This window comes from Streptomyces sp. NPDC051555 (assembly GCF_044454405.1).
In the GTDB taxonomy this organism is placed as follows: Bacteria; Actinomycetota; Actinomycetes; order Streptomycetales; family Streptomycetaceae; genus Streptomyces.
The window spans coordinates 64,904-90,859 of record NZ_JBITDP010000012.1; the positions used below are offsets into that span (position 1 = coordinate 64,904).

General features: G+C 73.1%; 23 protein-coding genes. 6 read left to right on the forward strand and 17 right to left on the reverse strand.

Going from position 1 to position 25,956, the window contains the following annotated elements; all coding sequences use genetic code 11:
- Positions 1-107 precede the first annotated feature (107 nt).
- Entirely contained in the window at positions 108-1,676 is a 1,569-nt protein-coding gene (locus ACIBEA_RS23865; protein ID WP_399264089.1) for an alpha/beta hydrolase, read from the forward strand.
- 45 nt (positions 1,677-1,721) lie between these two features.
- Here ACIBEA_RS23865 and ACIBEA_RS23870 read toward each other — a convergent pair whose 3' ends face one another.
- From ACIBEA_RS23870 to ACIBEA_RS23880, 3 genes are all read right to left on the reverse strand, one after another.
- A complete protein-coding gene (locus ACIBEA_RS23870; protein WP_399264091.1) occupies positions 1,722-2,906 on the reverse strand; it encodes a lipase family protein in 1,185 nt (394 codons plus the stop codon).
- 86 nt (positions 2,907-2,992) lie between these two features.
- Positions 2,993-4,231, reverse strand: coding sequence for a lipase family protein (locus ACIBEA_RS23875; RefSeq protein ID WP_399264093.1), 1,239 nt, complete (start codon positions 4,229-4,231; stop codon positions 2,993-2,995).
- A gap of 103 nt (positions 4,232-4,334) precedes the next feature.
- Positions 4,335-5,474, reverse strand: coding sequence for an AraC family transcriptional regulator (locus ACIBEA_RS23880; RefSeq protein ID WP_399264095.1), 1,140 nt, complete (start codon positions 5,472-5,474; stop codon positions 4,335-4,337).
- A gap of 136 nt (positions 5,475-5,610) precedes the next feature.
- On the opposite strand from ACIBEA_RS23880, the gene ACIBEA_RS23885 reads away from it, so the two are divergent.
- On the forward strand, positions 5,611-7,383 hold the full coding sequence (locus ACIBEA_RS23885; RefSeq protein ID WP_399264097.1) for an AMP-dependent synthetase/ligase: 1,773 nt from the start codon (positions 5,611-5,613) through the stop codon (positions 7,381-7,383).
- A 38-nt stretch (positions 7,384-7,421) separates the two neighbouring features.
- A complete protein-coding gene (locus ACIBEA_RS23890) occupies positions 7,422-8,060 on the forward strand; it encodes a DUF1707 domain-containing protein (protein ID WP_399264099.1) in 639 nt (212 codons plus the stop codon).
- 251 nt (positions 8,061-8,311) lie between these two features.
- Here ACIBEA_RS23890 and ACIBEA_RS23895 read toward each other — a convergent pair whose 3' ends face one another.
- The 8 genes from ACIBEA_RS23895 to ACIBEA_RS23930 form a co-directional block, all read right to left on the reverse strand.
- Positions 8,312-8,965 carry a contact-dependent growth inhibition system immunity protein gene (locus ACIBEA_RS23895; protein WP_399264101.1) on the reverse strand — a complete coding sequence of 218 codons (654 nt, stop codon included), beginning with the start codon at positions 8,963-8,965 and terminating at the stop codon, positions 8,312-8,314.
- 12 nt (positions 8,966-8,977) lie between these two features.
- Positions 8,978-9,277 carry an RNase A-like domain-containing protein gene (locus ACIBEA_RS23900; protein ID WP_399264103.1) on the reverse strand — a complete coding sequence of 100 codons (300 nt, stop codon included), beginning with the start codon at positions 9,275-9,277 and terminating at the stop codon, positions 8,978-8,980.
- A 36-nt stretch (positions 9,278-9,313) separates the two neighbouring features.
- A complete protein-coding gene (locus ACIBEA_RS23905) occupies positions 9,314-9,928 on the reverse strand; it encodes a hypothetical protein (RefSeq protein WP_399264105.1) in 615 nt (204 codons plus the stop codon).
- Between the two features lie 50 nt (positions 9,929-9,978).
- The gene (locus ACIBEA_RS23910; RefSeq protein ID WP_399264401.1) at positions 9,979-10,269 is read right to left on the reverse strand and encodes an RNase A-like domain-containing protein; all 291 of its coding nucleotides are present in this window, start codon (positions 10,267-10,269) and stop codon (positions 9,979-9,981) included.
- Complete coding sequence (locus tag ACIBEA_RS23915; protein WP_399264107.1) at positions 10,266-10,637, reverse strand: WXG100 family type VII secretion target; 372 nt, start codon at positions 10,635-10,637, stop codon at positions 10,266-10,268. The genes ACIBEA_RS23910 and ACIBEA_RS23915 overlap by 4 nt, the downstream gene beginning before the upstream one ends.
- A gap of 22 nt (positions 10,638-10,659) precedes the next feature.
- Positions 10,660-11,067: a WXG100 family type VII secretion target gene (locus ACIBEA_RS23920; RefSeq protein ID WP_399264109.1), complete on the reverse strand. Its 408-nt coding sequence runs from the start codon at positions 11,065-11,067 to the stop codon at positions 10,660-10,662.
- A gap of 133 nt (positions 11,068-11,200) precedes the next feature.
- Positions 11,201-12,061 (reverse strand): TIGR03619 family F420-dependent LLM class oxidoreductase, encoded by an 861-nt coding sequence (locus ACIBEA_RS23925; RefSeq protein WP_399264402.1) that lies wholly within the window; start codon positions 12,059-12,061, stop codon positions 11,201-11,203.
- Positions 12,062-12,132: 71 nt separating this feature from the next.
- Positions 12,133-14,973 carry a toll/interleukin-1 receptor domain-containing protein gene (locus ACIBEA_RS23930; RefSeq protein ID WP_399264111.1) on the reverse strand — a complete coding sequence of 947 codons (2,841 nt, stop codon included), beginning with the start codon at positions 14,971-14,973 and terminating at the stop codon, positions 12,133-12,135.
- Positions 14,974-15,059: 86 nt separating this feature from the next.
- On the opposite strand from ACIBEA_RS23930, the gene ACIBEA_RS23935 reads away from it, so the two are divergent.
- Positions 15,060-15,683, forward strand: a complete 624-nt coding sequence (locus tag ACIBEA_RS23935; protein WP_399264113.1) for a hypothetical protein — start codon at positions 15,060-15,062, stop codon at positions 15,681-15,683.
- Here the strand turns inward: ACIBEA_RS23935 and ACIBEA_RS23940 are convergent.
- Complete coding sequence (locus ACIBEA_RS23940; protein ID WP_399264404.1) at positions 15,668-16,795, reverse strand: ADP-ribosylglycohydrolase family protein; 1,128 nt, start codon at positions 16,793-16,795, stop codon at positions 15,668-15,670. The genes ACIBEA_RS23935 and ACIBEA_RS23940 overlap by 16 nt on opposite strands.
- 273 nt (positions 16,796-17,068) lie before the next feature.
- On the opposite strand from ACIBEA_RS23940, the gene ACIBEA_RS23945 reads away from it, so the two are divergent.
- Positions 17,069-18,172: a tyrosine-protein phosphatase gene (locus ACIBEA_RS23945; RefSeq protein WP_399264115.1), complete on the forward strand. Its 1,104-nt coding sequence runs from the start codon at positions 17,069-17,071 to the stop codon at positions 18,170-18,172.
- 46 nt (positions 18,173-18,218) lie between these two features.
- On the opposite strand, the gene ACIBEA_RS23950 is transcribed toward ACIBEA_RS23945, so the two are convergent.
- The 3 genes from ACIBEA_RS23950 to ACIBEA_RS23960 all read right to left on the reverse strand — a co-directional run bounded on the left by ACIBEA_RS23950 (position 18,219) and on the right by ACIBEA_RS23960 (position 23,118).
- Positions 18,219-20,816, reverse strand: coding sequence for a bifunctional FO biosynthesis protein CofGH (locus ACIBEA_RS23950; protein WP_399264117.1), 2,598 nt, complete (start codon positions 20,814-20,816; stop codon positions 18,219-18,221).
- A gap of 52 nt (positions 20,817-20,868) precedes the next feature.
- Positions 20,869-21,651: an SDR family oxidoreductase gene (locus ACIBEA_RS23955; protein WP_399264119.1), complete on the reverse strand. Its 783-nt coding sequence runs from the start codon at positions 21,649-21,651 to the stop codon at positions 20,869-20,871.
- Between the two features lie 234 nt (positions 21,652-21,885).
- On the reverse strand, positions 21,886-23,118 hold the full coding sequence (locus ACIBEA_RS23960; protein WP_399264121.1) for a PLP-dependent aminotransferase family protein: 1,233 nt from the start codon (positions 23,116-23,118) through the stop codon (positions 21,886-21,888).
- A 76-nt stretch (positions 23,119-23,194) separates the two neighbouring features.
- Between ACIBEA_RS23960 and ACIBEA_RS23965 the strand changes: the two genes are divergently transcribed.
- Positions 23,195-24,037, forward strand: coding sequence for a hypothetical protein (locus ACIBEA_RS23965; protein ID WP_399264123.1), 843 nt, complete (start codon positions 23,195-23,197; stop codon positions 24,035-24,037).
- Positions 24,038-24,249: 212 nt separating this feature from the next.
- On the opposite strand, the gene ACIBEA_RS23970 is transcribed toward ACIBEA_RS23965, so the two are convergent.
- Both ACIBEA_RS23970 and ACIBEA_RS23975 read right to left on the reverse strand, forming a co-directional pair.
- Entirely contained in the window at positions 24,250-24,462 is a 213-nt protein-coding gene (locus ACIBEA_RS23970) for a DUF397 domain-containing protein (RefSeq protein ID WP_354380417.1), read from the reverse strand.
- Positions 24,463-24,670: 208 nt separating this feature from the next.
- Positions 24,671-25,555: a helix-turn-helix domain-containing protein gene (locus tag ACIBEA_RS23975; RefSeq protein WP_399264125.1), complete on the reverse strand. Its 885-nt coding sequence runs from the start codon at positions 25,553-25,555 to the stop codon at positions 24,671-24,673.
- Between the last annotated feature and the right edge of the window lie 401 nt (positions 25,556-25,956).

Here is a 25,956-nt window from a genome sequence, read left to right on the forward strand (position 1 = left end):
GCTGGCCGGGGCCGTGCCGGGGCCGTACCGCTGCCGTCCCGCGTGGGCGGGCGGGAGGCGGGCGACCCGCTTATGGTGGTCCGGGGGCAGCCGCCGAGGAGGGCGCCGTGCACCGGTTCCGTTCCCGCCGTACCGCCGTCGTGTGCGCCGCCGCCGTGGTGGCGCTGACCTCGCTCGGCGCGAGCCCCGGCCCCGGCGCGAGCCCCGGCTCCGATCCCGCCGCCCCCGATTCCGCCCCCCTCGCCCGCTTCTACGGGCAGCACGTGCGCTGGGGCGGCTGCCCGGACCAGCCCGGCGCGCCCGCCGCCATGCGCTGCGGCACCCTCACCGTGCCCCTCGACCACGCCGACCCCGCCAAGGGCACGATCGAGCTGGCCCTGGCCAAGATCCCGGCCAACGGCCGCAAGCGGCTCGGCTCGCTGCTGCTGAACTTCGGCGGGCCCGGCGCTCCCGGCATCGAGGGGCTGGCCGCCGATCCCACGGCCTTCGCCGACCTCGGCGAGTCCTACGACCTGGTCGCCTTCGACCCGCGCGGGGTCGGCCACAGCGCGCCGATCAGCTGCGGCGGCGCCCTCGACGCGGACCACGGGGCCGGCGACGACGACCCCGCCGCGCAGCTCGCCGCCCTGCGCGCGGTGGCCGAGCGCTGCGCCGAGCGTTCCGGGCCCGTGCTGCCGTACATCGGCACCGACCACGCGGCGCGGGACCTGGACGTGATGCGCCAGGTGCTCGGCGACCCGAAGCTGAACTACCTCGGCTTCTCCTACGGGACCCGGCTGGGCGCCGCGTACGCCGCCCTGTTCCCGCGCCGAGTCGGCCGGATGGTCCTCGACGGGGTGGACACGCTGACCGAACCGCTGGCCCAGCAGGCGCTCGTATCGGCCCAGGGCCAGCAGCAGGCGCTGGAGAACTTCCTGCGCTGGTGCACCCGGCAGAGCGGCTGCGCCCTCGGGAGCAACACCCGCAGCGCCAAGGAGAACCTGACCGATCTCGTCGCGCACCTCGACCGGCATCCACTGGTCGGCGAGGACGGCTCGCACTTCACCGGGCAGGACGTCGTCGAGGCCATCGGCGGCGCGCTCTACTCCGAGAAGAGCTGGCCCGGGCTCGCCGAGGGCCTGGCGATGGTCGACCGGGAGGCCGATGCCACCGGGCTGCTGCAACTGGGCGGGCCGATCGGGCCGCCGCCCCCGCAGGTGAGCCCGCCGCCCGGGGCGACACCGGTGCCCGCGGACAACATGCAGGCCGCGCTGATCGCCGTGAACTGCGCCGACGACCCCGACCGGGGCGACGCGAAGGCCGCTCCGGCGGTGATCGAGAAGGAGATCGACGCCCGGGCGGCCGAGTTCCGCGCCGCCTCGCCGCTCTTCGGACCGCACCAGCTGATGACGGTCCTGTCCTGCTACGGGCGCCCCGCCGGCAGCGACTTCCTGCGCGGGATCGACCGGCCGGGCGCCCCGCCCGTACTGCTGGTCGGCACGCGCGGCGACCCGGCGACCCCGTACCGCTGGACCGAGGAGACCGCGGCGCGGCTCGGCTCGGCGGGGGTGCTGGACTACAAGGGCGACGGGCACGCCGCCTACATCCACTCCGGATGCGTGCGCGAGCGGGTCAACGCCTTCCTCGTCGAGGGGGAGCTGGCCACGGGGACGCGCGCGTGCCCCGCCGGCGAGTGACCGGCGGGGCTGCTGGCGGAACTCCTGGCAGGGATGCCGGCGCGCTCAGCAGTTGCCGGTCGTCGGACGCCCGGCGAAGCGGTCCGCGAGCCAATTGCCGGCCGCGAGGGACTGGCTGATCGCACCGGTGACGTGACCGCCGATCCAGATCGTGGTCCAGTCGACGTCCGCGCCCTTCGCGCACCAGTCGGCGCGCAGCTGCTTGCCGACGGCGTACGGGATGAGCTCGTCGCCGAGCGCGTGGTACTGGTACACCGGCGCGGCCGGTGCGCTCCCGCCGAGCCTGGACTGGTTCAAGCGGGCCTGCCAGTCGGGCTGGGAGAGCGGGTTCGTCGTGGTCATGTCGGCGATCCGCTTGAAGGAGCCGGTGACCGCCCCGGCGGCGACGCAGGTGGTCTTGAGCTGGTCGACCAGGGTCCTGCCGGCCGGGTTGAGGTAGGAGTCCAGCTCCAGCTCCGGGAAGGCCGCGTCCTGGCCCGCCGCGGCCATGAAGACGAGGCCCGAGCCGTAGGAACCGTCGTTGGCGGCCGCGACCTTGAGCAGGTCCGCCGGCACCCCGCCCGTCGCGGTCCCCTTCACCTGGAGTTCGGGGGCGTAGGAGTCCTGCAGCTCGGCCGCCCAGCTGGAGGCCTGGCCGCCCTGTGAGTACCCCATGATGCCGACCGGGCCGGAGGCCGACAGGCCGGCCTCCGGCAGCCTTTGGGCCGCGCGCGCCGCGTCGAGGACGGCGTGGCCGGCCGAGCGGCCGACGGTGTAGGTGTGCAGGCCGGGGGTGCCGAGGCCCTCGTAGTCGGTGACGACCACCGCCCAACCGCGCGCGGTGAGTTGCTGGAGGAGGTTGGCCTCCATGCTGGTGCCCTTGGGGAGGTTGTTGCTGGGGGCGCAGGAGTCGTCGAGGCCGACCGTGCCGACGGCGTAGGTGACCAGGGGGCGGGGGCCGCTGCGGCCGTCCTGCGGGACGATCACGGTGCCGGAGACGACGTTCGGCGTGCCGTCGGCGGTGGTGGAGCGGTAATGGACCTTCCAGGCCCGGGTGTTGGTGGGCTGGTCCGGCAGCGGGTGGAAGGCCGAGGGGGCGACGGCGACCACGTCACCGGGCCGGCCGGTGGGTTGAGCGGCGGCGGCGGGGGCGGCGGCGGGGGCGGTGGTGGCGTGTGCGGTGGTGGCGGGGATCGCGCCGGCCAGGGCCAGGGCGGCGACGGCGGCGAGCGCGGTGCTTCGGATGCGCATGGGGCGGCTCTCCCGAGGGGTCCGGTGGGGGGTGTGGTGAGGAGACCGTAGTGACCGACCGGTAGGAAGGTCGCTGACCGGGCCGCTCACCTTTGCTGACCCGAGCCCGCACGTCCCCCACCGCCGGCGCCGGGCCCGGCGGTCGCGCAGTCGCCGTCCGAGGGGCGGCCGGCGAAGCGGTCGGCGAGCCAGTCGGCCGCCGCGGGTGCGCCGTTGTTCCCTCCGGTGATGTGGCCGCGGTTCGGGATCGCGCGCCAGCGGACGTCCGCGCCCTTGGCGCACCAGTCGGCGCGCAGCTGCTGGGCGACCGCGTACGGGATGAGCTCGTCGCTGATCGCGTGGTACTGGTACACCGGCGCGGCGGGCGCGCTCCCGCCGAGCCTGGACTGGTCCAAGCGGGCCTGCCAGTCGGCCAGGGTCAGCGGGTCCGTCGTGGTCAGGTCGGCCATCCGCTTGAAGGAGCCGACGACGGTGTCGATCGCGGCGCAGTGGGTCCTGAGGTAGTCGACCAGGTCCTTGCCGGCCGGCTTGAGGCGGGAGTCCAGCTTCAGTTCCGGGAAGGCCGCGTCCTGGCCCGCGGCGAGCATGAGCACGACGCCGGAGCCGCCCCGGCCGTCGTTGGCGGCCGCGACCTTGCGCAGGTCCGCGGGGATCCCGCCGGCCGCCACCCCCTTGACCTGGAGTTCGGGGGCGTACGCGCGCTGCTGCTCGGCCGCCCAGCCGGTGGCCTGGCCGCCCTGCGAGTACCCGAGGAGGCCGACCGGCCCGGCGGTCGACAGGCCCGCCTCCGGCAGCTGTTGGGCCGCGCGCGCCGCGTCGAGGACGGCGTGGCCGGCCGAGGGGCCGACGCTGTAGGTGTGCGGGCCCGGCGTCCCGAGGCCCTCGTAGTCGGTGACGGCCACCGCCCAACCGCGCTGGAGCAGCCGCTGGATGATGCCGCCCTCCGCGGAGGTGCCCTTGGGGAGGTGGGCGCTGGGGGCGCAGGAGTCGTCCAGGCCGACCGTGCCGACGGCGTAGCCGATCAGGGGGCGGGGGCCGCTGCGGCCGTCCTGCGGGACGATCACGGTGCCGGAGACGACGTTCGCGGCGCCGGTGGCGGTGGTCGAGCGGTAACTGATCTTCCAGGCGCGGGTGTTGGTCGATTGGATCGGCGTGGGGCGGAAGGCCGAGGGGACGGCGGAGAGCAGGTCGCCGGGCCGGGCGGCGCGGTCGCCCGCCCCGGCCGGGGCGTGGGCGGCGCTCGCGGGGATCGAGGCCGCGACGGGCAGGGCCAGGGTGATGGTCAGGGCGGTCGCGGTGACGAGTGCGGTGCTGCGGATGCGCATGGGTGGTTCTCCCGAGGGGCCGGGTGGGGCGTGCGGGGTGCCCCACCCTTCCGCACCCGACCCCACGATCCCGTCCCACCCGGTGGCGGGCACGCCGGAAACTTCACCCGAAAGAGGGACCCGGCGGCTGGTCCATCGAGGCCGCAGGGGGCGCGGCGGCCACCGGGTCCGTCGGCGCGTCCAGGGACGCCGGCTGCGCGCGGTAGGCGCCCGGGGTGGTGCCCGTCCAGCGGCGGAACGCCCGGTGGAAGGCGGTGTCCTCGGAGAACCCCAGCCGCGCCGCCAACTCCGCGATCGGCTCCCCGCCCTCGGCCAGCCCGGCGATCGCCGCGTCCCGTCGCACGTGGTCCTTGAGCTGCTGGAACGAGGTCCCCTCCGCATGCAGCCGGCGCCGCAGCGTCGCCGGTGACACCGCGAGCCGCCCCGCCACCTCCGCGACCTCCGGCAGGCGCGGGGACACCCGCAGCTGCCGGGCCAGCGCCCGGCGCACCTGCTCGGCGACCGTGGTCCCGTACTCCGGACGCGACAGCAGGTCGAAGGGGGCGCGGCGCAGCATCGCGTCCAGCGCGGCCTCGTCCCGCACGAGCGGTGCGCCGAGCCAGCGCGCGTCGAAGGCGGCCCCGGTGCGGGGCTGCCCGAAGCGCACCGGGCAGTCGAAGAGCAGGGCGTACTCGTCCTCGTGGGGCGGCGCGGGATAGCCGAAGGAGGCGTGGGCGAGCGGGATGCGCCGCCCGATCAGCCAGCTGCACAGCCGGTGGAAGATCGCGAGCAGGCACTCGGTGAGGAAGCGGTCCTCGTCCCGCCCGAAGTCGTTGTGGACCCCGAACCAGGCCAGCGCTCCAGCCGTAGCCCCAGCCGTAACCCCACCCGTAGCCCCGCTCGTAGCTCCGCCCCCCGCTTCGAGGGTCAGTTCCGGGCCGCCGGGGAAGAGCCGGTAGAAGGCGGCCCCGCGCTCGATCGCCGCGCCCAGGTCCCGGCAGCCCAGCGAGGCGTGGCACATCATGGCGAAGGTGCCGGGGCGGCTCGGGGCCGTGCCGAGGCCGAGGAACTCGTCCTGCGTGACCCGGTACAGGGCGCGGAAGAGCCGGGCGAACTGCGCGGGCGTGACCCGCGCGCGGTCGTCCCCCAGCAGCAGCGGCGGAATCTGCGCCTCCTGGAGCAGCGGCACGACGTCGACGCCGGTGGTGCGCGCGCCCGCGAGCACGGCGCGCACCTGGTGCACGGTGACCGTCCGCCTCCCCATGCCCGCGACGGTAGCCGCAATGAGCGCTGGGGTCAGCCGGGGTGACGTTTCCGGTCATGTCCCCGGGGGCGATCGGCTGCCTAGCGTCGTCCGTACGTACCCCCCGTACCCGCTGGTAGCCCTGGAGGCGATACCGATGGACGCTGTGCGACCGGACACGCTGGCGGTGTTCACCCGCTGGACCGCACGGCGGTACGGGCCGGAGCCGGCCCAGCGCTTCCGGCGCGCGGGGAGCTGGCGGACCCGGACGTACGCCGAACTGGACGCCCTGGTCGAGGAGGCGGGCCGGGCGCTGCTGGCCCTCGGGGTGGCGCCGGGCGAGCGGGTCGCCGTGCTCGCCGAGACCCGGCCGGAGTGGACCTGCACCCACTTCGGGGTGCTCGCGGCGGGGGCGGTCATCGTGCCGGTGTACCCGACGGCGGGCGCCGAGGAACTGGCCTGGGTGCTCTCCGACTCGGGGTCGGTGGTCGTCGTCTGCGACGACGAGGCGCAGGCGGCGCGGGTGACGGCCCTGCGGGACCGGCTGCCGGACCTGCGCGAGGTGGTGCTGATGGACCCGGCGGACTCGGCTGATCTGTCGCTGGTTCGCACCCCGTTCCTGTCCTCCTTCGCACCGGAGGGCGGAGCCACGGGGGAGCTCGACGCCCGCGCGGCGGCGGTCGGCGCGGAAGACGACGCCTCCATCGTCTACACCTCGGGCACCACCGGCCTGCCCAAGGGCTGTCGCCTCACCCACGGCAACCTCGGCGCCATCCAGGACGCCACCCTCCCGCTGATCAAGGGCGGCCCGGGCGACTCGACGTACCTCTACCTGCCGCTCGCCCACCTGCTGGCGCAGCTGATCCAGTTCACCACCCTGCTGGAGGGCGGGGAGCTGGCGTACTTCGGGGGCCGGATCGAGGACGTCATCTCGGAGCTGGCCGAGGCCCGGCCGACGCACCTGCCGTCCGTGCCGCGGCTGTTCGAGAAGCTGCACTCGGTGGTGCTCTCGCTCGCCGAAGCGCAGGAGGGCGGCCGGGAGCGCTTCGAGGAGGCGGTCCGCCTCGGGGTGTCGGCGGCGAACGGTGAGCTTCCGGCCGCCTCGCGGGACGCGTACGAGGCGGCCGAGAAGTCCCTCTACTCCCTGGTGCGGGGAGCTCTCGGCGGGCGGTTGCAGTGGGCGCTGACGGGCGGCGCGCCCATCGCGCCCGCGACCCTGGACTTCCTACGGGCCTGCGGGATCGCGGTCTTCGAGGGGTACGGGATGACCGAGTCCGCCGGGGTGATCAGCCTCAACCATCCGGCGGCCGTGCGGTATGGGACGGTCGGGCGGCCCATAGCGGGCTGCGAGGTGCGGATCGCGGACGACGGGGAGGTGCTGGCCCGGGGGCCCATGGTCTTCCCCGGCTACCACGCGGACCCCGTTGCCACGGCCGCGGCCGTGGACGGCGACGGCTGGCTCCACACGGGCGACACGGGACGTCTGGACGAGGACGGCTTCCTGAGCATCACCGGCCGGAAGAAGGAGCTGATCATCACCTCGTCGGGCAAGAACATCACCCCGACGGAGGTGGAGTTCGCCATCCAGCGCTCCCGCTTCGTCTCGCGCGCGGTGATGGTGGGCGACCGCCGCCCCCACCCGGTCGCCCTGATCGCCCTGGACACGGAGGAGGTCACGGCCTGGGCCGCCCGCGAGGGCCTCGACCTGGCCGGTGCGCCGTCCGCGCACCCGGCGGTCCGCGCGCTGGTGGAGGCCGCGGTGAGCGAGGCCAACGCGTCGGTCTCGCGGCCCGCCCGGATCCGTGCGTTCCACGTCCTGGAGGGGGAGTTCACGGTGGAGTCGGGCGCCCTGACCCCGACGTTGAAGCTGCGCCGCAAGGTGGTGACCGAGCGCTACGCGGCCGAGATCGACGCCTTGTACGGGGGCTGACCTGGTCCGTCGGGAAGCCGCCTCTTTAGGGTGTGTACATGACGAACCAACTCCCTGAGATGCGTGCCTCCGATGCCGAACGCGAAGAGGTGACCGAGACGCTCCGGCAGGCCGTCGCGGAGGGCCGCCTCGACATGGAGGAGTTCGACGAACGCCTGGGCGCGGCGCTGAAGGCGCGTACCCGGGGCGAGCTGGCCACCTTGACCAGTGACCTCCCGGTGCGGTGCGGGTCCGCCACTTCGGTCGTCGCGGCGTCGGGGAGCGGCTGGGGCGAGCGCACCGGTGGGCGGGCGACCTCGTCCGGGGCCTTCGCGGTCTGGGGCGGCTTCGCCCGGCGGGGCCACTGGACGGTGGGGCGGACCTTCACCGCCTTCACCCTTTGGGGTGGCGGGGTCATCGACCTGCGCGAGGCGCGCTTCGAGGGGGCCGAGGCGAGCATCCGTTGCTTCGCGCTCTTCGGCGGGATGTCGGTGGTGGTACCGCCGGACCTGGAGTGCGAGGTCAAGGGCATCGGGATCCTGGGCGGCTTCGGTGACCGCGCGAGCGGGCCCGGGACGGCCGGCTCGCCGCGCGTCACCGTCACGGGGCTCGCGCTCTTCGGTGGCATCGGCGCCGAACGCAAGGAGCGCAAGGCGGTCAAGGCCGCCGCCAAGGCCGCCCGCAAGTCCCTGGCCTAGCCGCTGCGCATTCAGCCTCGCCCGGGGGCCCCTCCCAGCGGTAGCTGGGGGAGTTTGAGGCGCGGGTCCGGGCGGAGCCCGGGACGACGCGCGGCAGCCGGATCCCGGAGCCCGGAGCCTGGTGCGGCGCACCCCGGGCTCCGCCCGGACCCGGTCCTCAAACGCCGGACGGGCTGAAGTGGCCGGGGTCCGTTGCTCGGGTGCCGGACGGGCTGGGTTGGCCGGGGGCCGGTGCTCGGGGTCGGGCCGGGTCAGGCGGTGAGGTCGGCGGCTACCAGGCTCAGCCAGGCGCCGTAGGAGAAGGGTTCCGGGACGCCCACCTCCATGCCCAGTTCGGCCACGGCCACGGCGTAGTCGCTCTCCTCCAGCGGGAGCGCGACCAGCTCGTTCAGTTCGCCGACCAGGCGGGCCACCAGGTGCGGGTGGGTGGTCGCGGCGTAGTCCGCGATGGCCGCGTCGTGGTCGTCGAACTGGTCCACGATGTCCTGGGAGAACCAGCCGCCCAACAGCTGCCCCGTCTCCGGGAAGCGGGCGTGCCACTCCCAGTGGGTCCGCGGCGTCGCGGGCTCCGGCACCTCGCCGTTCTCGACGCTCGCCTTGAGGTGGTCGGCGAGGACGAGCAGCCACGCGCCGACGGCGGACTCCGCCATGCCGGTGTCGGGGACCGCGTAGTACTCCCCGAGGCTCAGGCGCAGCCGGCCCGGGGGCGTACGCCCGTACTCGCGCAGCTGGCGCTCCGCCTCGGCGATGGCCCAGGGGCGGGTGTGCCAGGTGTGGCGGAGGTAGGCGTCGAGGGCGGTGCTGCGCCGTTCGGGCGTGTCATCGGCGGGCTGGCCGAGGTAGGCGCGCATGACCTGGTCCAGCTCGCCGTAGCGCCGGTCGTGTTCGAGGGGCTTCATGGACACGGGGGCGGGCCTCTACAGGTAGATCGGGACGGTGGTCAGTACGACGAACCCGTGCGGGGCGGCCGGTTCGCGCCGCAGCACGATGCGGGCCGCGCGGACGTCGACCGGGTCGCGCCCGGCGAGCAGCATCGCTTCGAGCAGCACCCGCCCGACGGGCTCCTCCCGCGAGGGCCAGGCGGCCTCGATGGTGAGCCGCTGCCGGGTGCCCTGGGCCAGCCAGCGGTGGATGGCCTGCTCGTTGGCGGTCACGACGCGCTGGGTGGCCCACTGGGCGGTTTCCCGGTCGGGGTAGCTGGCGGATCTGGTGAGCATGGGGTCATTGTCTCCCGATGGCGGATTCCGGTCGGTTCACTGCGCGTTGAAGGACCAGAAGACGCCCACCTCGGCCGCGCTCACCACGACCAGGCCGAGCTCTTCGAGGTAGTCGGTCCAGCGGGCCCCGCCACCGGCCAGGCGCTCCCGGAGGAAGTCGGGGGTGGCGCTCGTACGGGCCGACGGCGAGGTGGTCCAGTAGGCGGGGGATGTCCCCTCGGCCCCCGCCCCGCCACCGTCGAAGCGCCGCAGCAGGGTGCGGGCGTCCTCCCGCACCGCCTCCAGCGCCGCGGCCGGGCGTCCGTGCAGCGGGGCCGTCGCGAAGGTCCACTCCTGCGTGAACGAGGCGAGCAGGTCCGTCGCGGCGGCGCGCTCCAGCGGGTACAGCGTCGCGGGCAGGGCGGCGGCGGTGAGGTCCGCGCGGAAGGGGAAGGAGGGGCCGGCCGCGGCCCGCTCCTCGCCGTCCCGGTCCCAGTCGAGGCCGGTCCAGCCCCGCGGGTCGGCGTGCTCGCGGCGCAGCACGGCCAGGACGTCCTCGGCCCAGTCGGGGCGCAGCCGCGGCCCGACCGAGGCGAAGACGTACGGGTCGTCGAGCAGCCGCAGCGCGGCCCCCTCCCAAGCGTCCGCGGCCGTGCTTCCGGGTGCGTTCATCGGGGGTCCAAGGGGTTCGGGGCCGGTCACGGGACCGGTCACGGGTCCGATCACGGCGCGGGCATCGAGGTGTAGATGATGTACGGCGGATCGAGGCGGGAGTCGTATTTGAGCACCGTTTTGACGTTCTTCACGTCGACGGCCTTGGCGTTCAGGCCGTTGTCCTTGTAACCGGACCCCGGGTGGGCGGGGTCGGGCTGCTTGGAGACGTAGCGGCCGCTGTTCTCACCGTTCGGCGCGGTACTGGTGAAGTCCTTGTTGGTGCCCTCGGCGGGCGGCGGCGGCCCGGTGAGCCACGCCTGGATCTCGGAGCGGCGGTTCTTGAGGTTGTACTCCGTCAGCGACTGGGCGTGCGTAGTCGGTGAAGGTCGAGGAGCCGCCGATCTTCGGCTTGTTGTGCGGCCAGGCGGCGGTCGGCGGGTCGGACTGGCACGGAGCGGTTGGCCGCGTCGTAGTTGAGGTGCCCCTTGAGGACCACCTCGTGCAGCCAGGCCTGGGCCGCGACGAGGTCCTGCGCGGAGCGGTCCCACGTGTCCAGCTCGTCGACGAAGGCGTCGCGGGCCTCGCCGTCCCAGCTCAGCACCACCTCGGTGGTGCGCTCGTACAGGCCGTCGAGCTTCTCGTTGAGCGTCTTGAGGATGCTTTCGAGCTCGCCCGACAGCCTGCGCAGCGTCGCGAAGTCGACGGTTATGCGGTCGTCGTCCGTCATGGTGTCGCTGATCCCCCGTGGTTCACATGTCCAGGATCCGGCTCTGGGGACGCGCGGGCGGCGCGGCCGGGGCCGGGGCCGGGTCGGGCGACTCCAGGGCGCGGGCCGCCGCGGGGACGTCCTCGGTGTCCCGCATCCTCTTGAGCCGTGACAGGGTCTCCAGCTCCTGCTCGGTGAAGCCGTCCCGGCTGGCCCGGGTGGCCGCTTCGAGCAGGACGAGGACCTGGCGGATGCGGACGGCGTCCTGCGCCACGCCCCGGTGGAGACTGCGGTAGGTGGTGGCGGTGGGGCCCTGCCAGCCCGCCGCGATGCCGTCGACGTCGCCGTCCATGCGGCGCGTCTGCTCCTCCAGGTACGACTGCATCGCGTCGAGGTCGTCGGCGAGCCGGCCGAGGTCGTCCTGGGACACGTCGAGATCGGAGTTCCGCATCCCGGCCCGGCCCCCGTCCGTCGCGTGTGCGGGCCGATTCCCGCCCATGGCTCATTTCAGACGGGAAGTCTAGGTGCGCGGGTCAAGAGGGCCGGGATCGGGGGTCGTTCGGAGGTTTCGAGTTCCGGTGGTATCAGAGGTACTGGGCGTACTCGTCCAGTGTCCGCATGACCTCGGCCCCGTCCGCGGAGGGCAGTTGCAGGACGACCTCGTCGAGGCCGAGGTCCGCGTAGTGGGCCAGCTTCCCGGGAGTGGGCCGGACGGCGTACGGAACCACCTGGAGGGACTTCGGGTCCCGCCCCGCGGCCTCCCACACCGCGCGCAGCGCGGGGAGGGACTCGGTCAGCCCGCCGCCGCCGATGGGCATCCAGCCGTCGGCGTGGTCGGCGATCGCGGCGAAGAGCTTGGGCCCGGCCTGGCCGCCGATCAGGGTGCGGGGGCCGTGCAGCGGGACGCCGGAAGCGAGCTCACGGGCGACCTGGGCCGGCTTGGGGAAGGCCGAGCTGGCCCGGACCCCGGAGAACTGGCCGACGTACGCGGTGGGTTCGGGCGCCCACAGCGCGCGCATCAGGGCCATCCGGTCCCGCACCAGCTCGCGCCGCTCCCGCCACCGCACCCCGTGGTCGGCGGCCTCCTCGACGTTCCAGCCGTAGCCGAGGCCGAGGGTGAAGCGGCCGCCGGAGAGGTGGTCGAGGGTGGCGATCTGCTTGGCCAGCCCGATCGGGTCGTGCTGGGCGACCAGGGTGATCCCGGTGCCGAGGTGCAGCCGCTCGGTGACGGCGGAGGCCTGGCCGAGTGCCACGAACGGGTCGACGGTGCGCCCGTACTCCTCGGGCAGCGCGCCGCCCATCGGGGCCGGGGTGTCGCGGCTGACGGGGATGTGGGTGTGCTCGGGCAGGTAGAGCCCGGAGAACCCCCGCTCCTCCAGGGCGCGGGCGAGCGGCACGGGCGCGATGGTCCGGTCGGTGAGGAAGATGGTGGTGGCGATCCGCAGGTTCGGTGTGCTCGGCATGCTCGGCATGTGGACGGAGACCTCCGTGACGTGGGTGGGGTCACGGTACGGGCTCACGTGCGAGGTGGGCAGGGCGCCGAGACGTCCAACTCCGAGAGGTAGCGGTCGTGTTCGTTCCTGCTCAGCGGATCGGACACGACCCCGCAGAGGATCCGGCGCCAGGACGCGACGTCGATGGCGCGGCGGACGAGGGAGCCGTCGGTGCCGAGGGTCAGGATCTGGCCGGTGGGGTCGTTGAGGACGGAGCGGTCGTGCCACTCCGTTCCCAGCGGCTGGTTGTCGAGCGCCCAGGTGCCCCGGGCCTCGCCGGTCTCGGAGTCCCAGAACTGCAGGAAGGAGTCCTTGCCCTTCGGGATCGCCTGCACGAGCAGGCGGCCGTCGGGGCTGAAGGCGACGGCGGAGCTGCCCTTCTGGGTGACGGACGTGCTCTCGACGGCGCGGCCCGAAGCGACGTCGAGGAGGTGCACGCGCCCGTCCGTGTCCACGGCGGCTGCCTTGGCACCGTTGCGGGTGAACGCCACGGTGTGGATGGCGAGGGGACCGGGCATCTCGAAGGGCTGCTTGACCAGCTTCCCTCCCGACCACCGCCATATGGTCGTGGTGTCCCTCCCGGTGAAGGCGAAGGTGGTGCGGTCCCCGCTGATGCCGACCCGGAGGAGCGGGTCCGTGGCGTGTGGGATGCGCTGGACGCCTTCCCAGCTGCGGGTGTCGACCACGGATACGTCCTTCTTCCACTGGACCAGGGCGTGGACGTCGTCCTGAAGGAAGGACAGGAACCGGGGCTCGTCGTCTTCGATCGGCATCTCGGCGCCGATCCGCTTGCCCGTGCGTAGGTCCCACAGGGACATCTTCGCCGCCTGGGAGACCGCAGCCTTGGTGCCGTCGGCGGTGACCACCACGGAGTCGGTGGAACCGGGCTTGCGGCTGATGGCGACGGGCAGGTGCCCCAGCCGCTGGAGGTCGCCCGGGGGCGCGGCGGAGACCCGCCAGACGTCCGTCCCTCCGTCGACGTCGCGCAGCGCGAGCCCACGGTCCTCGGTGAACTCCTCGCGCTTCAACTGCTGCGGGTTCGCGACGGGCGCGCCCGTTTGTGTCCCGGTGGTGGAGAAGACCGTGAGCGCGCCGTCCTCCGCGATGGCGGCCATCCACCGCCCGTCGCCCGACGTGGCGATGTCCATCACGGGCCAGCCGAAGGAGCCGATGACCCGCTGGCGCTTGAGGGTCGTGTCGTAGAGCGACAGGGTCTGTTCGTCCACGCCCAGGGCCATGCCCTTGCCCTCGGCCGGCACGACGAGACGGCCGGGGCCCTCGGCCACGGAGGCGGTGCGCCGCCCGCCCTTGAGGTCCCACAACTCGTCGCCCGCCTTGCCGGTGACGTAGGCCCAGGACCCGTTCCCCAGGGCGGTGGCGTAGCGGTCCTTGTCCAGGGCCATTCCGCCGATGGTGCGGGTGGGGGCCCAGGTGTTGGTATCCAGACGCAGGGTGTTCAACCGCGCCTGCTGGGCGTCCAGGACCTGGAGCTGACCCGGCTGGATGAAGGACAGTTCGCTCGACTGGTCCTGCACCTCGCCATCGGAGAGGCGGGCGCCGGTTCCGGTGTTCCAGACGCCGTAGTACACCGTCTCGTGGGAGTCGGGCTTCAGGTAGGTGACCGCCACGTGTTGTCCGTCGGCGGAGAGAGCCGTGCTCTTGAAGCGCGCGCGGGCGTTGTCGAGGCCACTGCTGTTGGGGTCGGGGACCAGGGTCCGGGTCAGTCGTCGGCCTGGCACGTCCCAGATCTCGATCTGATTGGGGTAGACCTCCACGGCGAGGATCTTGCCGTCCGCACTCAGCATCAGCCCTCCGCCGTTCATAGGCCAGCCCTCTCCTCTGAGTTCGGGCAGTGAGGTGCGGGTCTGGAGGTCGTAGAGGTTGATGTGTCGGTCGTTGATGTCGCTGGCCGTGACGTCGTAGTCCGAGTAGTAGGCGAGGAGCCGGCCGTCCTGGCTGATCGCGACCCGGTTGGAGGTCGTATGGCTGGGGCCGTGCCACAGGGCGGTCTGCTCCCGCCCGCCCTGTACGTGCCAGACCACCGGGCCGTTCGCCGCCACCGCCCGCCCCAGAGCCTGTGCGGATTCGCCCGTGGACTCCACCCGGTCGGCGTAGAGCGCGAACTGGGCCGCCTTGCGGGGGTCGGAGCCCGCCATCTCCAGGGAGCGGGCGGCCAGGGCCTGGGAGGCGGAGGTGCGGGCGCGGGCCAGGGCCGTGTTGCGCTGCTGCCAGGCGAAGACGCCGGCGATCAGGGAGGTCACCAGGAGCAGGGCGAGGGTGACGACGGCCGTGCGCAGGACGCGGGTCGCGAGGCGGTGCTGGCGTAAGTCCTCGCCGTCGAGCGCGTCCTTGGAGCGGCCGTGCAGTGGGGCGGCGAGGGTGGCGACGGCGTCCCGGAAGTCGGCCTGGCGGAGGGAGAACTCGCCCCTCTCCCGGATCTCCGTGAGGTTCACCCACAGGGGTTCGGTGGCGAACCGGCCGCGCAGGGCCTCGGGGAGGACGTCGGTCTTCTCCCAGTCGAAGTCACCGGCAGCGGGGTCCCAGGCGATGTTTCCTTCGCTGACCGCGATGAGGAAGTGGTCCATCTGCCGGTGGGTGATCCAGAAGTCGATCTCCTCGCGGACCCAGCGGGACGCGGCGGCCGTGGGCGATGCCAGGTAGATGAAGTAGCGGGAGTTCGCCAGCTCCTTCTGGATGGATCCGCCGAGGTCGCTGCTGGCGGCGAGGCTGGTCGTGTCGCGGAAGACGTTGACCGTCTGGCGGCGCGTCCACGGCCGGGCGAGGTGGTGCAGCCCCCGTTGGAGCCCTTGTGCGAGTGCTGCGTCCTGCTTGTGGCTGTACGAGATGAACGCGTCGCGTTCCATGGCTGCCCCCCGGAGCCCGGCACTTGTGTGATCCCACGCAACTCGTAGGGTGACATGCAGAGTTCGCGATCGGGGAGGGGTTCGGCATGCGTCGTTGGCTCAGGCGGGGAAGCACGCTGGCGGGCGGGGCGACGAAGGCGCTCGCTCCGCAGCAGATCAGCGTCAAGTTAACGATCCCGTTCGTCGCGGAGATCAGCGGCACCTGGGAACCGGTGGCGGTCGAGCGCGAAGCGGCCTGGGAGCTGTACGTCGAACTCGCCACCCGGATCTCGGTCGTCGAACTCGGCGAGGACGAGGGGTTGTTGCGCGAGGCGCTGTCGTCCCTCTACACCGTCTTCGCGACCACTCGGGAGATCCTGCGCCGCTACGGTCCCGCCGTGGCCCCGCGCGTGTCGCCCGGGCACGTCACCTTCGGTGCGCTCGCGGTCAACGTGCTGAACCTGTCGATCAGGCCCCTGCTGAGCCGCTGGCACCCGCTGCTCGCGGGCCATGAGGGGCAGCGGGGCCCCGGCGTCGATGCCGTCGCCCACGAGCGGAGTTGGGATCGGGCGCCGGAGCTGCGGCGCGAGATCGAGGACGTGCGCAAGGTGCTCCTCGCGCTCGCCCAGGCCCTCAACGAGGTCGCGGGGGTCGGGGACCTGATCACGGTCCGGATCCCGAACCAGGCACCCGCGGAGGCCGTGGACGAGACCGGTCAGGCTCTGGGGTAGCGGGTCAGCCAGCCCGGGGAGGAGGTCGTCGGGCCGTGGAGGGTGGGGCCCTGGGTCATCTCCAGGGCGAAGTCGTCGGCGAGTTCCAGCAGGGTGGGTCGGCCCTCCAGGTCGGCCAGCCAGGGCGCCGGGAGGGCGGTCTCGCCGTGCAGGGCGCCCAGTAGGGCTCCGCAGACGGCGCCGGTCGCGGTGGAGTTCCCGCCGTGGTTGACCGCGAGGCGCAGGCCGTGGCGGACGTCCTCGGCGACGAGGGCGCAGTACACGGCCACGGCGAGGGCGTCCTCGGCGCCGTGGCCGTCGCCGGGCGAGAGCGACGCGATGATCTCGGGGGAGGGGACGCTTCGGGTCACGGCGGCCATGGCCCGCTGGAGGGCGTCGGTGACGGGCTGCTGTCCGGCCCGGGAGCCGAGCAGGCCCAGGGCCCGCTGGACGGCCGCGTCGAGGCTCTCGCCGCGGGTCAGACCGTGGACGATGACCGCGAGCGCGCCCGCCGACAGGTAGGCGGTGGGGTGGCCGTGGCTCTGCGTGGCGCACTCGACGGCCAACTGGAGGACCAGGGCCGGCTCCCAGCCGACGAGCAGTCCGAAGGGGGCGGAGCGGACCATCGCTCCGGCGTCCCGGGCGGTGGGGTTCTTGGGCTGTTCCAGGGTGCCGAGGATCTCGTCGCCGAAACCGGTCATGCAGGCGCGGTCGGGGCCGCGGCGGGCGTAGAGCCACTCCTCGTGGGCGAGCCAGCCGTTCTCCTTGCGCCGCTCGTCCGGGCCCCAGTCGTGCTGGGTGGCGGCCCACCGCAGGTAGGCGCGGTGGACGTCGGTGGGCGGGTGCCAGGCGCCGGTGTCCCGGCGCACGTGGGCCCGTATCAGACCGTCGACGGTGAAGAGGGTGAGCTGGGTGGAGGCGGTGACGGCGCCGCGCCGGCCGTGGGCGGGGGCGGGTTCGGTCAGGCCCTGCGGGCCGTGGGTCTCGCGGATCCCGTCGAGGGAGAGCCCGGCGATCGGCGCGCCGAGGGCGTCGCCTAGGGCGGAGCCGAGCAGGGCGCCGCGCACCCGGCTGCGGAAGTCCTGCTGTTCGACCCGGCCCCACAGGGCCGTGGCCACGCTCCCGGTGGTCATGCTTCCCGTCGTCACGTCCGCCGCCGCCAAGTCCATGGACACATCCCCCCGCTGGCTCTGGCGGGCACTGTAGTGGACCGGCCCGTTCGATTTCGGAGAGATGCTTTCAAGCGGCCCGTATGTGTGCGGAGAAAGGCCGGAATAGGGGTACTTCCGGCCTCGCATGCCCTGTGATCGGCCAAGTGGCACGTTTTGCCACTCGCCTTCGAGGTGGCTGTTTCCGGCCATGCCTCGTTCACGCGACGTTCGCGCCGGGCCCACAGATTCGACGGCATGAAGAAGGCACTCCTCGCCGCGACCGCCGCCGCCGCCGCGCTCACCCTCACCGCCCTCGTCGCCCCGGCCGCCGCCGCCCACGGAAGCCACGGGGACCACGGGGACCAGGCCGAGCGGAGCCGCTCGGCGATTCCGTTCACCGCCGCCACCGTCACGGCCGGCGCCGACGGCTCGTTCACCGTGAAGTGGGACGCCGGCAGTGCCAGTAGGGCCAAGGGCGTCGAGCGGGTCGAGATCAAGGCCAACGGCAAGGTCGTCGCGAAGGGCGGCGCCGCCGGTCAGGCCGTGGTCAAGGGCCTGCCCGCCGCCGACCGCCAGTGGTTCGACCTCGTACCGGACCGCGGCCAGGGCCTGCACCTCGCCGACCGCCTGATCAAGCTGGACGGCACGGCCAACTTCCGCGACGCGGGCGGCTACCGCACCACCACCGGCCAGTGGGTCAAGATGGGCGAGATCTACCGCTCGGACGCCCTCGACAAGCTCACCGAGGGCGACCGGGCCAAGCTCGGCCGGCTGCGCGTCAAGACCGTCTTCGACCTGCGCATGGAGGACGAGCGGACCAAGGGACCCGACAAGGTCCCGGCGGGCGCCACCTACGTCGTCGCCGACGTCTTCGCGGGCTCCGGCTCCTTCCAGACCCTGCCCAAGACCCCCGACGAGGCCGTCAAGGCCATGACCGAGGCCGAGAAGGTCATGGTCAGCGGCGCGGGCGGCAAGAAGGCGTACGCGCAGGTCTTCGAGGGCATCGGCAACGACCGCTCCCGCGCCGTCCTCTTCCACTGCACCGCGGGCAAGGACCGCACGGGCTGGGCGAACGCCTCCCTGCTGACCGCGCTCGGCGTGCCGGCCGATACCGTCATGGCCGACTACCTCGCCAGCAACGACTACCGCAGGGCCGCCAACGACGCGGTCCTCGCGCACCTGCCGGCCCAGCAGGCCGCCGTCTACAAGCCGATGCTCGACGTCCGCCCCGAGTACCTGAACGCCGGCTACGCCGAGGTCGAGGCCCGCTACGGCTCCTTCGACCGCTACCTCGACAAGGGGCTCGGCATCGACGCGCGCGAACTGAAGCAGCTCAAGCGGGACCTGCTCGTCGGCTGACCCGCCACGACGCCGAGCGGCCCGTCGGCCGCTCGGCGTCCCGCGCCTACTCCAGGACCGGCAGCAGCTCGGGCAGGTGCCCGTCCGAGGCGTGCGCCGCGCGCAGGCGCTCCTCGGGCACCTCGCCGTACAACGTCGTACGGGCCCGGGCCGGCCGCCCGGCGGCCTCCGCGATCGCGACCAGGTCCCGGATCGACTTGTACGAGCCGTAACCCGAGCCCGCCATCCGGGAGATGGTCTCCTCCATCAGGGTCCCGCCCAGGTCGTTCGCCCCCGAGCGCAGCATCTCGGCCGCGCCCTTCGCGCCGAGCTTGACCCAGCTGGTCTGGATGTTGGTGATGTGCGGGTGGAGCAGCAGCCGGGACATCGCGATCACCGCCCGGTTGTCGCGGTCCGTCGGGCCGGGCCGGGCGATGCCCGCCAGGTAGACGGGCGCGTTGGTGTGGATGAAGGGCAGCGTCACGAACTCCGTGAACCCGCCCGTCCGCTGCTGGATCCGGGCCAGGGTGCGCAGGTGGCCGAGCCAGTGCCGCGGCTGGTCCACGTGCCCGTACATCATCGTCGACGAGGAGCGGATGCCCAGCTCGTGCGCGGTGGTGATGACGTCGATCCAGTCGGCGGTGGGCAGCTTCCCCTTGGTGAGCACCCAGCGGACCTCGTCGTCCAGGATCTCCGCCGCCGTCCCCGGGATCGAGTCCAGCCCGGCCTCCTTGGCCGCCGTCAGCCAGTCGCGGACCGACATCCCGGTACGGGTCGCGCCGTTGACGACCTCCATCGGGGAGAAGGCGTGCACGTGCATGCCGGGCACCCGCGCCTTCACCGCGCGCGCGATGTCGAAGTACGCCGTCCCGGGCAGGTCCGGGTGGATGCCGCCCTGCATGCACACCTCGACCGCGCCCACGTCCCACGCCTGCGCGGCCCGGTCGGCCACCTGGTCGAGGGAGAGGGTGTAGGCGTCGGCGTCGGTGCGGCGCTGCGCGAAGGCGCAGAACCGGCAGCCGGTGTAACAGACGTTGGTGAAGTTGATGTTGCGCGTGACGATGTACGTCACCTCGTCGCCCACGACGGACCTGCGCAGGTCGTCGGCGATCCGGCAGAGCGCGTCCAGGGCTGGGCCGTCCGCGTGCAGCAGGGCGAGGGCCTGGTCGTCGGTGAGCGCCGTCGGGTCGTCGGCGGCCTGCGCGAGGGCCGCGCGGACCTCGGTGTCCAGCCGCTCGGGGTCGCTGCGCCCGGGGTCCGCGGCCATGCCGGGGGCCGCGGCCTCGCGCAGCGCCTCCCAGTCGCCGTAGACGTGGTCGAAGTCGTCCCGCCGGTCGGAGGTGCGGCCCTCGGTGTCGATGGTGGCGTGCAGATCGGTGCGGCCGGTGCTCGTGAACCCCTCGTCGGGCTCCTGCCACGGCCGCCCCTCGACCCGGGCGCGCTCGTCCGCGAGCCCGGTCTCCCCGTCGGCCAGCGCGCGCACGTGCGGCAGCAGCCGGGGGTCCAGCCAGGGCTCGCCGCGCTGGAGGAACTCCGGGTAGATGGTCAGGCGTTCGCGCAGCTCGAAGCCGGCGGCGGCGGTCCGCGCGGCCAGCTCCTCGACGTGCGGCCAGGGCCGTTCCGGGTTCACGTGGTCGGGGGTGAGCGGGGAGACCCCGCCCCAGTCGTCGATGCCCGCGCCGATGATCAGGGCGTACTCGGCGTCCACCAGGTTCGGCGGCGCCTGGATCCGGGCGGCCGGGCCCAGGACGTGCCGGGCGACCGCGATGGCGGCGGCCAGCTCCTCCAGCTCCGCGTCGGGCATCGCGCGCATCGCGGTGTCCGGCTTGGCACGGAAGTTCTGGACGATGACCTCCTGGATGCCGTGGTAGGCCCGCTGGATCCGGCGCAGCTCGAAGAACGCGTCCGCGCGCTCCTCGTACGACTCGCCGATGCCGATCAGCACCCCGGTGGTGAAGGGGACGTTGGAACGGCCCGCGTCCTCCAGGACGCGCAGTCGCACGGCCGGCTCCTTGTCGGGGGAGCCGTGGTGCGGGCCGCCCGGCTCCGACCACAGCCGGGTCGCGGTGGTCTCCAGCATCATGCCCATCGAGGGCGCGACCGGCTTGAGGCGCTGGAGGTCGGACCAGGTCAGCACGCCGGGGTTGAGGTGCGGGAGCAGGCCCGTCTCCTCCAGCACCCGGATCGCCATCGCCCGGACGTAGGCGAGCGTGTCGTCGTAGCCGTGCGCGTCGAGCCACTCGCGGGCCTCGGGCCAGCGGTCCTCGGGCCGGTCGCCGAGCGTGAAGAGCGCTTCCTTGCACCCCATCGCGGCGCCCTGGCGGGCGATGTCGAGCACCTCGTCGGGGGAGAGGTACAGGCCGTGGCCCGCGCGGCGCAGCTTGCCGGGGACCGTGACGAAGGTGCAGTAGTGGCACGTGTCGCGGCAGAGGCGGGTGAGGGGGATGAAGACCTTGCGGGAGTACGTGATGACCCCGGGGCGGCCCGCGGCGGCGAGCCCGGCGTCCCTGACCCGGGCGGCGGAGGAAGCGAGGTCCCGCAGGGCCTCGCCGCGCGCCTGGAGCAGAACGGCCGCCTCGGCCGCGTCCAGCGCGACGCCGTCGCGCGCCCGCTTGAGGGCGCGGCGCATGGAGTTGTCGGTCGGAGCGGTGCTCGGAGTGCTCATGGCGTGAGCATACGATCCGAGGATCGGGGTGCGTGGGCTGCTGTGACGGGCCTCATCGCATCAGCTCACCGGCGTTGACCAGCAGCGACTGGCCGGTTATCGCCCGGGCGCGGTCGGAGGCGAGGAAGACCGCGGCGTCCGCGACGTCCCCGTCGGTGGCCAGCTCGGGCAGTGCCATCCGCTGGGTGAGGCGCGCCAGCACCTCCTCCTCCGGAACGTTCTCGGAGTGCGCGCTGAAGGTCACGAAGGCCTGCACGGGCGGGCCCCACATCCAGCCCGGCAGCACGGTGTTGACCCGGATCCGGTCCGGGCCGAGTTCGCGGGCCATCGAGTACATGGCCGAGGTCAGCGCGCCCTTGGAGGCGGCGTACGCGGCCTGCTGGACCTCGGAGGGGGCGGCGACGGCGGACTGCGTGCCGATGATGACGACGGCCCCGCCGTCGGCCTTGAGCGCGGGCAGGCAGGCGCGGGTCATCCGCAGGGTGCCGAGGAGATTGACGTCGAGGATCTGCTGCCAGGTGCCGAAGTCGGCGTCCTGGAGGCCGCCGAAGTAGGAGTCCCAGGCGGCGACGTGCACGACCGCGTCGATCCGGCCGAAACGGTCCTGGGCGAGGGCGGCGAGGGCGGCGCACTGCGCCTCGTCGGTGATGTCGGTGGGGAGGTAGGCGGTGTGCGTGCCGTCGGGGTCGATCTCGGCGGCGGACTTGGCGAGGTTGGCCTCGGTGCGGGCGCCGAGGACGGCGTTGCCGCCGTCGCGCACGACGGTGGCGGCGACCTGGTGGCCGAGCCCGGCGCCGACGCCGGAGACGATGACGGTCTTGCCTTGCAGCAGCATGCGGGCTCCTGGTGGGGCGGCGGGGCCTGGGCGCGCGGGGTGCACGCACAGATCTGACGGGGCGTCAGGCTACGGTGATCGGGGTGGGGTGTGAAGCCTTGTGGCGTGGTCGGATGTGGGTGGGTGCGGTGGGGTGGGCGGGTGCGGCGGCTCTGCCCTCCGGGGGCGCCTCAATCTCCCCCAGCTACCGCTGGGAGGGGCCCCCGGGCGGGGCTTGAAGTGGGCAGGGCCCGTTCAGAACAGGGCGGTCGACAGGCGGGTCAGGCCCTCGGCTATTTCGGTGGGGGTGTGGGTCGTGAACGACAGGCGCAGGGTGCGCGGGTCCGCGGGGCCGGTGAAGAAGGCGGCCCCCGGCACGTACGCCACGTCGTGTTCCACCGCGACCTTCAGCAGGGCGCCCGCGTCGTACCCCTCCGGAAGCCGCGCCCAGACGAACATGCCGCCCTCCGGCCGGTTCCAGTGCGACCCCGCGGGCAGGGCGCCCGGCAGTCCCGCGAGCAGCGCGTCCCGCCGCTCGCGGTAGGCCCGCCGGACCACGCCCACGTGTGCGTCCAGGTCGTTGGCTGCCAGGTAGTGCGCCGCCGCCAGCTGGTCCACCGTCGAGGTGTGCAGGTCGCTGGCCTGCTTCGCCACCACCGCGGCCCGCCGCAGGGCGGCCGGGGCCCGGAGCCAGCCGAGCCGCAGCCCGGGCGCCATGACCTTGGAGAAGCTGCCGAGCAGCGCCGTACGGTCCCGCGCTCCCGGGTGCGCGGCCAGCCATGGGACCTCCGCCCCCTCGTAGCGGAGTTCGCCGTAGGGGTCGTCCTCGACCAGCCAGGTCCCGAGCCGCTCGGCGATCCGGGCCACGGCGGCGCGGCGGGCGGCGGGCAGGGTGCGGCCGGTCGGGTTCTGGAAGGTGGGCACGGTGTACAGCAGCTTCGGCCGCTCGCGCCGCACGGCCTCCTCCAGCGCCTCCGGCACGATCCCGTCCGCGTCGCAGTCCACGGCCACCACGCGCGCCCCGGCCAGTCGGAAGCACTGGAGGGCCGCCAGGTAGGTCGGGTTCTCGACCAGGACCACGTCCCCCGGCTCCACCAGCGTGGCCGTGACGAGCGCGAGGGCCTGCTGTGAACCGGTGGTGACCAGCACGTCGTCCGGCCCGGTCGGGAGCCCGCGGGCGCTCGCCCGGGCGGCGACGGCGGCGCGCAGTTCGGGGGCGCCCTCGGTGGTCGAGTACTGCAGGGCCCGGGCGGCCGAGGTCGCGAAGGCGGCGTCGTACGCGGCCCGCAGGCCCTCGGTGTCGAAGAGCTCCGGCGCCGGCAGCCCGCCCGCGAAGTTGATCACGCCGGGCCGCTCGGTGAGGGCGAGGATCTCGCGCACGGGCGAGCCCGCGACTCTGACGGCCCGTGCGGCGAAGGGGGGCGGGGATGCGGGCACGGTGACTCCTTCGGGAGGCGGATGGGCGCAGCGTAGCGGCGGAAGATGCATATGGCACCCACCTGTCCACAACCTGAACTCGCCCCCACCACTCCACATCTGATGAATCATCAGCTAGACCGGTCCCATGACGACAGAAGACACCCGCCCCGACGACTACGCCGCGCTCGCGTCGGTCGGCCCCTACGGCGTCCACCCGGGCCACGCGCTCATCACCATGGTCGAGCCGCACCCGGGGCACGAGTTCGCGTACAACCGCTGGTACGAGGACGACCACTACTACGCGGGGGCCATGGCCATGCCGTGGATGTTCGCCGGGCGCCGCTGGGTCGCCACCCGCGAACTCCAGGAGCTGCGCTACCCGGAGAAGTCGGCCGTCGCCCAGCCGGTCACCGCCGGCTGCTACCTCTCGACGTACTGGGTGACCGAGGGCCGCTACGACGAGCACATGAAGTGGACCGTCGGCATCAACAAGCGGCTCAACCGCGACGGGCGCGTCTACCAGGACCGCACGCACGTCTTCACCGCCTTCCAGGACCACGAGGCGACCGTCTACCGCGACGGGGCCGCCGGGCCCCGGGACTACCACGCGATGGACCACCCGTACGCCGGGCTCGTCCTCCAGGTCATCGACACGGAAGGCCCCGAGCAGCGGGCGGAACTGCTGGAGTGGCTGCGCTCGCGGCACCTGCCGCAGCGGCTGCACGGCTCACCGGCCGCGATGGTGACGGTCTTCCGGCCGACCCCGCTGCCGGGCGACCGGATGACGTACGTCAAGCAGGTCGAGGGGGTCGACACCCGGCTGACGCTGCTGTGGTTCCTGGAGGCCGACCCGCGCACCTGTTGGGACCGCTTCCAGGGGCTGGACGCGGAGATCGCGGCGGCGGGGCCGGGTGGGAAGGTGGAGCTGGTGGCGCCGTTCGTCCCGACCGTGCCGGGGACGGACCGGTACGTCGACCAGCTCCGCTAGGGCGACGGCGTCGTGGCCCCGGCGCCGGCCGCGGCCCCGGCCCTGGTCGCGGCCGGGGGTGCGGACATGGCCGAGCCCCCTCGGCCGGGACGGCGGGCCAGTCGAGAGGGCTCCAGTCAGTACTGCGGGTCCTGCGGTTACTGCGGGTCCTGCCGGTCCTACGGGTCCTGCCGGTGGTGCGGGCAGGTCGGTCGGGGAGCTCGTCGTGAGGCTCAGACGAGCTGTCCCAGCCGGCCTTCGTTGACCTCGTTGACGAACGAGGTCCAGGAACCCGGCGCGAAGGCGATGGACGGACCGTCCTGCACCTTCGAGTCGCGGACCGCGATGGCCTCGGTGACGGGGGACTTGACTTCGACGCACGCGCCGTTGCCGCCGGAGTACGAGGACTTCGTCCAGTTTTCCGTGGCGCCCAGTCGAATAGCCATGTTTTTCTCCGGTTCAGCGAGTCGTTCCGAATTGACGCCAGCCAATTTCCTGTTCCTGGCTGACGTGATCGACGCTACCGGCACCGCCCGACGGGTGAAGGGGCCATTCACCCGTCCGGATGGCATATTCAGGCCAGGTCTTCCATGGCCGGGTGGTGACGGTGTACCGTACCGGCGCCCAGCGCCACCTGCCCGGTTTGCTCCACTTTTATCGACGCTTGCCCGCGTGGTCGTTGATGATGTCGGAGATGAACTCCCGCGTCTGGTCCGCATTCAGGGCCTGGGCGCGCAAGTGCTCGTACATCACGCTGTACTTCTGGACGTCATTCGCCTTCTCCAGGTACAAATCGCTCGTGACGCCCTCGATGTACACGACCGTCGAGTCGGAGGCGTCCGGGAATTCCAGAATCGCGTACTGGCCGTTCACGCCGGGGTGCGCGCCCATGGAGAAGGGCATCACCTGGACGGTGACGTACGGCTGTTCCGACTGCTCTATCAAGTACTCCAGCTGTCGGACCATCAATTGTCCGTCGCCCACGCGCCGGCGCAGAGCGGCCTCGTCGATGACCGCCCACAGGCGCAGCGGACCGACGTCGACGTTGCTGTTGTCGGTCTCCGAGAGCCGTTTCTGCCGGTGCATCCGCACCTGTACGCGTTTCTCGATGTCGACCGGCGCGGTCTCCGGCAGCGCGCCGCGGATCAGCGCCTGGGCGTACTCCGGTGTCTGGAGCAGCCCCGGGACCACCTGGGGCTCGTAGGTCCGCAGGCTGGCCGCGTCCGTCTCCAGGCCGATGTAGACGCTGTACGGGATATCGCCGAAGGCGTGCCACCAGCCCTGTTGGCGGGAATCCTTGGCCATCTGCATCAGGGAGTCGACGAGCCGGCGGTCCTCGACCTCGTAGACGTCGCACAGGTCGCGGACGTCGCGCTGGCTGATGGAACGGCGGCCGTTCTCAAGCCGACTGATCTTGGACTGGGAAACGAGCAGGCGTTCGGCGACCTGTTCGGCCGTCATGCCCTTGTCCTCACGGAGCTTGCGCAGCTCCATGCCCAATCGGCGGCGTCGGACGGTGGGGTTGACATTGGACGCCACGATTACGGCACCTCCGCTTGCTTGCTGTTTGCTTACTGTCTCTCTGCGTGTCTGATGATGAGCAGACTGCCATCGAAGGGCGCGGCCTCGCTGGGGAACGGGCCGGAACGGTTCCGCGGGACCCGGGACGCGGGACGCGTGGTGGCGCGGACGGTGCCGGGCGGGGCCGGTGGGGCCCGGCGATGCCGGTGGGGCGCCAGTGGTTCCCGGGGGCCCTGTGGTGCCTGGGAACGCAGGCGCGCGGGGTGGCGGTGCCGGTGGACCGGCCCCGCCACCCCGCGCGCTGGCGGTGTCCGCACCGGGTCCTTGGGGGATGCCGGTGGCGGCCGTGGCGTTCGTCGTGCGTCGCGCGCCGCCCGGTGGGGTGTACCGGTGACGCGTTCGTGCGTTCTGCGTTGGTG

Excerpts from the sequence above, each read along its gene's own strand:
- ACIBEA_RS23870 (WP_399264091.1), bottom strand. The coding sequence starts at position 2,906 with ATGCGCATCCGAAGCACCGCGCTCGCCGCCGTCGCCGCCCTGGCCCTG.
- ACIBEA_RS23875 (WP_399264093.1), bottom strand. The coding sequence starts at position 4,231 with ATGCGCATCCGCAGCACCGCACTCGTCACCGCGACCGCCCTGACCATC.
- ACIBEA_RS23880 (WP_399264095.1), bottom strand. The coding sequence starts at position 5,474 with ATGGGGAGGCGGACGGTCACCGTGCACCAGGTGCGCGCCGTGCTCGCG.
- ACIBEA_RS23885 (WP_399264097.1), top strand. The coding sequence starts at position 5,611 with ATGGACGCTGTGCGACCGGACACGCTGGCGGTGTTCACCCGCTGGACC.
- ACIBEA_RS23890 (WP_399264099.1), top strand. The coding sequence starts at position 7,422 with ATGACGAACCAACTCCCTGAGATGCGTGCCTCCGATGCCGAACGCGAA.
- ACIBEA_RS23900 (WP_399264103.1), bottom strand. The coding sequence starts at position 9,277 with ATGCTCACCAGATCCGCCAGCTACCCCGACCGGGAAACCGCCCAGTGG.
- ACIBEA_RS23905 (WP_399264105.1), bottom strand. The coding sequence starts at position 9,928 with ATGAACGCACCCGGAAGCACGGCCGCGGACGCTTGGGAGGGGGCCGCG.
- ACIBEA_RS23915 (WP_399264107.1), bottom strand. The coding sequence starts at position 10,637 with ATGACGGACGACGACCGCATAACCGTCGACTTCGCGACGCTGCGCAGG.
- ACIBEA_RS23920 (WP_399264109.1), bottom strand. The coding sequence starts at position 11,067 with ATGCGGAACTCCGATCTCGACGTGTCCCAGGACGACCTCGGCCGGCTC.
- ACIBEA_RS23930 (WP_399264111.1), bottom strand. The coding sequence starts at position 14,973 with ATGGAACGCGACGCGTTCATCTCGTACAGCCACAAGCAGGACGCAGCA.
- ACIBEA_RS23935 (WP_399264113.1), top strand. The coding sequence starts at position 15,060 with ATGCGTCGTTGGCTCAGGCGGGGAAGCACGCTGGCGGGCGGGGCGACG.
- ACIBEA_RS23940 (WP_399264404.1), bottom strand. The coding sequence starts at position 16,795 with ATGACCACCGGGAGCGTGGCCACGGCCCTGTGGGGCCGGGTCGAACAG.
- ACIBEA_RS23945 (WP_399264115.1), top strand. The coding sequence starts at position 17,069 with ATGAAGAAGGCACTCCTCGCCGCGACCGCCGCCGCCGCCGCGCTCACC.
- ACIBEA_RS23950 (WP_399264117.1), bottom strand. The coding sequence starts at position 20,816 with ATGAGCACTCCGAGCACCGCTCCGACCGACAACTCCATGCGCCGCGCC.
- ACIBEA_RS23955 (WP_399264119.1), bottom strand. The coding sequence starts at position 21,651 with ATGCTGCTGCAAGGCAAGACCGTCATCGTCTCCGGCGTCGGCGCCGGG.
- ACIBEA_RS23960 (WP_399264121.1), bottom strand. The coding sequence starts at position 23,118 with ATGCATCTTCCGCCGCTACGCTGCGCCCATCCGCCTCCCGAAGGAGTC.
- ACIBEA_RS23965 (WP_399264123.1), top strand. The coding sequence starts at position 23,195 with ATGACGACAGAAGACACCCGCCCCGACGACTACGCCGCGCTCGCGTCG.
- ACIBEA_RS23970 (WP_354380417.1), bottom strand. The coding sequence starts at position 24,462 with ATGGCTATTCGACTGGGCGCCACGGAAAACTGGACGAAGTCCTCGTAC.